The sequence below is a fragment of the Oculatella sp. LEGE 06141 genome, assembly GCF_015207605.1.
In the GTDB taxonomy this organism is placed as follows: Bacteria; Cyanobacteriota; Cyanobacteriia; order Elainellales; family Elainellaceae; genus Oculatella.
Genome location: NZ_JADEWO010000129.1, coordinates 1 through 4,327 on the forward strand (window position 1 = coordinate 1; position 4,327 = coordinate 4,327).

The 4,327-nt window shown below is 53.5% G+C and carries 3 protein-coding genes; all 3 read right to left on the reverse strand.

The window, feature by feature from the left end:
* A partial coding sequence (locus IQ268_RS31830) for a serine/threonine-protein kinase (RefSeq protein ID WP_193887470.1) occupies nt 1-1,790 on the reverse strand: 1,790 nt, incomplete at its 3' end.
* 330 nt (nt 1,791-2,120) lie between these two features.
* On the reverse strand, nt 2,121-2,963 hold the full coding sequence (locus IQ268_RS31835) for a serine protease (RefSeq protein ID WP_228035912.1): 843 nt from the start codon (nt 2,961-2,963) through the stop codon (nt 2,121-2,123).
* A gap of 218 nt (nt 2,964-3,181) precedes the next feature.
* On the reverse strand, nt 3,182-4,327 hold a 1,146-nt coding region (locus IQ268_RS31840; RefSeq protein WP_193887472.1), incomplete at its 5' end, for a hypothetical protein.

Below are 4,327 nucleotides of genomic sequence, written 5' to 3' on the forward strand. Positions count from 1 at the left end.
GGGGCAGGGGCAGGTGAGGGAGCTGGACTGGCGCGAAACGCTGGCGATATTGTTGGGGATGGAACCGGCTCTTCCAGGCGTTGTTTGGCGGTTGCTTGCAGCGGTTTAGCCTGTTCCACCCAAAAATGAATCGACGGCAACGGCTCCAGGATATCGAGTACCCGTTGCCATGATTCTGCTGCTTCAGCATCCTTTGCCTGACTCAACAATTGCTCTGCGGTTGTCCAATGAGTTTGCCAGTCTGTTTGTTTAGCTTGGGCTTCAGCGTAAATCGAACTTGAGGTAGGAATGGCTTGAAGTTGAGTTAATGCCAGACTCAGAGCATCCTCCGAGTTGCTCGATAAAAAGGTTGACTCGGCCTGCGCTAAAACCTGTTTCGACCACTCATCAACTTGCGTTTTTGCGATCGCATAGGTTGGGCTGTCGGCAGGAATTTGGTTGAGTACAAGGTCGATCGCCTCTGCTAGTTTCCCGGCGGCAGCCAGTTCATTGGCCTGGTTTAACACGTCGGCAAACGGTTCACCTGTCGTTACAGGCCGTGATGCTGGCACGTCCTCAGGAGGTTGATTTGAACCCACAAAAACAACCTGATACAAGCCAACGGCAACCGCCATAGCAATGACAAAACCAACCAGCGCCAACAGGAGCGGCGAGCGGCGAGACGGCGGTTCCACCTCTAGTTGCAGTGGTTCCGGCTCAAGGGTCGAGACGCGCTGCCGTGATGGGGCATGAGCTGGTTCGTAGCCGTTTTCAGAGTGAGACGGGGAGGGGAGAGAAGCTGAGGAGGACGATCGCCCCAGGGTTGAGACATTCACCGTCGGCGTGGATGGAGATCGTTGCCGTTGCCCGTTGCCCTGATGGGCTGTGGGATGCACTGCCGCCTGTAAAGCCTGACTCAGTTCTGTAACAGAGCGAAAGCGATCGTCTGGATGTTTTTGCAAACACCGCATCACGATCGCCTCTAATTCGGGTGGCAGATGCTCGCAGTGGGGCTGGCTGCGGAGCGGCAGAGTAGGTTTAGAGACATGGGCGATCGCCCACGTCATCTGGCTGATGTCCTGCCCATCCGAGCCAAACCCAAACGGATCGGCACCGCTCAGCATTTCGTACAGAATGACACCCAAACTATAAATGTCCGATCGCCCATCCAGATCGTGCTTCACCTCCACCTGCTCCGGAGAAGCATAATGAAACGTGCCAATGAACATGTTGGTGAGGTGAGTATTCTCCCGCTGTTCATGGTGGATTTTAGCAATGCCAAAATCCAGGATTTTAGCCAGTTCACCCAGAGCTGTTTGCAGCAGAAAAATATTGTCGGGCTTCAGGTCACGATGAACAATTTTGATCCGATCGCCATTCTGCTGAAGCGCAATCCCGCTATGAGCCGCTTCTAACCCCTGGCAAACCTGCGTAATGATGTTGACAGTGCGCTCAACCGATAAGCGTTGCTCCTGACGCAGCAGTTGCCCTAGCGTCTGCCCCTTCAGATACTCCATCACATAAAAGGGATAGCCTTCTGGAGTCACCCCAAAGTCGCTCACCTGCACCACATGATCCCCTTTGAGCGCCGCACAGAGGGTTACCTCATGCTCAAACCGCCGCCGCAACTCGTCGGTGCCTGCCCAACTGCTTTTGAGAACTTTCAGGGCAACCTGTTGACCCAGGCGGGTATCGAGCGCCACAAACACGTCGCCCATACTGCCGCTGCCTAAATGCTGCTGGATGCGGTAGCGCTGAGCTTCTCCAATTGAGCGATCGATCCAGGGATCTGATGTGAGCGGAAGATTCATTACATAGGCTCCATCTAGTTCATACCTGATTCAGGTGCAGCAAAATCAAAAGGGTTTAACTACTGGCGAAACGCCGTTAAATGGCAGATGCGGAACTGGATACCCCCAGATCCGATCACACTTTTCTGTCACTGCACTGACATAACCGAACGAAATAGTTAGTAGATGGTTTGCGATCGATTCCCTGATAGCAGACAAATGAACCTGTGTGCGAACTCTACATGCAAACTCTGTATGTTAAATATGATGCTTCAATCTGGAATATGCAGGAATAGTTACAGCAGAAGCTTTACATTCTCAGCGTATTTGTAGCTGGGGCGATCGCTGTAGTCACTGGCCGCTTGCCGTCTGAAAGCTGGCGATTGGCACCGCCCAACTGAGGGTTTCCATTTGCTGAAACAGCGCTTCCGAGGGGCGAGTGCCATCAGCAAAGGTGTAGGCTTCAATGCCTTGTAGCGGATATTTAAGGCGACCTGTAATCCCAACCAGGCGACCCAGGCGATCGACAACCGGGCCGCCGCTCATGCCTTGTTCAATCTCGTTGGTATAGCCCAAACGATATCCTCCCTGCAACGATTGCCCTAACAGCAACGAAACTTCTCCCGTAGTGAGGTGGTAGGCTTTGGTACCCCAATCTCTTGTACTTTCTATTTGGTTTTGAGCATCCAGAAACCGATAGTTAGGAAACCCGGAGGCATAAACCCGATCGCCCACTGCTATCGCGTTTGAGTCTCCTAACCGAACTACACGGTAAGCCGTTTCGCTCTCAAATTCCAGGAGGGCTAAATCCAGATGAGCCAGTGCTGAACGGGTTACACGACGGGCTGAATGGGTTATGCCATCGGCGGTCAAGATGGTGTAGCGATCGCTTTGACTCTGGGCAACGACATGCTCACAGGTTAAGACGGTGTAAGTATTGGCCTGATGGCTGAGCAACACTCCCGATCCGCTTCCTGGCTCACCTAACACCCGTACTGTTACCTGTCTGGCAATGTCAGCAACAGCCTGATCGTTTGGAATCAGCGGTTGAGTAGGGCTAACCACCGGAGTGGGGATCTGAACACTACCTGTACCGGGGAGCAACTGAGCAAAAAGACCCGAAAAGGCTAAATAGGCCAGCCCCATTCCTGCCACCATACCTACGCCACACCACGCCATTTGGAACCCTTGCATCGGTTGCTATCACCTGCCCTCTGAGGCCTTGTGCCTACTTTGAACTTCAACAATCCACCTGAGTTTCCGGAGTAATAAGGTTCTTGCAAAATACATGTCTTACAGCAGTTCTTAATCGAGTAAGCCACAGTCTCGCCAAGATGGGTATGGGGTGTAGGGTTTGAGGCATGGTGAATGCAAATGAAAATGGCTGTATGTCACGCTACAAAAGTGAAGCATTACCACATGCTGCCCGAACCAGATGGTGCCACTGGAGCCGCAGACGGTGCGGTCGGTTGAGGTGCTGCTCCGCCATCGGTGGATAGGGACGCACTGGGGCTGGCCGACGCCGAAGGTGACGGAACAGGGGAAGGCGGCGGTGGCGCAATCACAGTCACTACAAACCCTAGCTGCTCTTCCTGGTTTGCGTCATCGGTAGCCACCAGCGTAATGTTGAGCAAGCCAGGGGCATTCAGCGCAGGATAGGGATTAGAGCCTGATCTGGCAACGCTGCCGTAGGGAGAAATCCTTACTTTGACATCGCCTTCGCCCCCGTCCACCTGCCAGGTGAGTGTCAGGGGTTCATCAATTTTTACGGTAATGTTGCCGGGAGGCTGACCGTTCAAAGTGGCAGAAATGCTGAGCGGACGTGGAGCAATGCTGACGGTTGAAGTGGGGGGAGGAGCGATCGCCCCTCCGTTAGTGGAAGTTCCCTGTAGTTCAAAGGTGTATTGTCCTGCCTTGGGTACCGCCACCGGGACGGACGAACAGCTCAACGTAGACTCCGATAACGTGCATTGAGCAGCCAGATCGTCTGGAATCCCCTGGGCGGAGGTGTAAACCTCTCGCAACGGTGTAGTCTTGCCTTCTGTATCTTTAGCAATTACGCGCAGGGTAGACAACTGCGCCGCATTCCTGATCTGCCAGTTCAGCAAAACGGGTTCTCCAGAGCGATAATCCGATCGCTCTGGCTCAAATCGCGTAACGTCCGGATCGGGTTTGGGGGCGATCGTCACATTCAGCGTTTCCGATAAAACCCCCTGGGGAGACATTGCTTTCAGTTCAAACACATAATCCCCTGGCGCTCTGGCACTGGTGAGGTAGTTGCCACACAGCAAATCTTGCACCTTTAGCTGACACACGCCGTCCCGCAGTTGGGTGAGGGAGAATCGTTTAACGTCTTTGAAGTCGTTCGGGCCTTGAGTAATAAGCTGCAGCTCTTGTAGCTGGTCGGCATTGAGAACCACCCAACTAACGCGAACATCATTATCCTCAATGTAGCTAGTGCTGCTGGGTTCAAAATCGGCCAGGGCAAGAGAGGGAGCCGGTTTCAAAAACAGAGTCCAGACTAGAAAGCCCACCCCACCCAACAGCCCCAGCCCCAA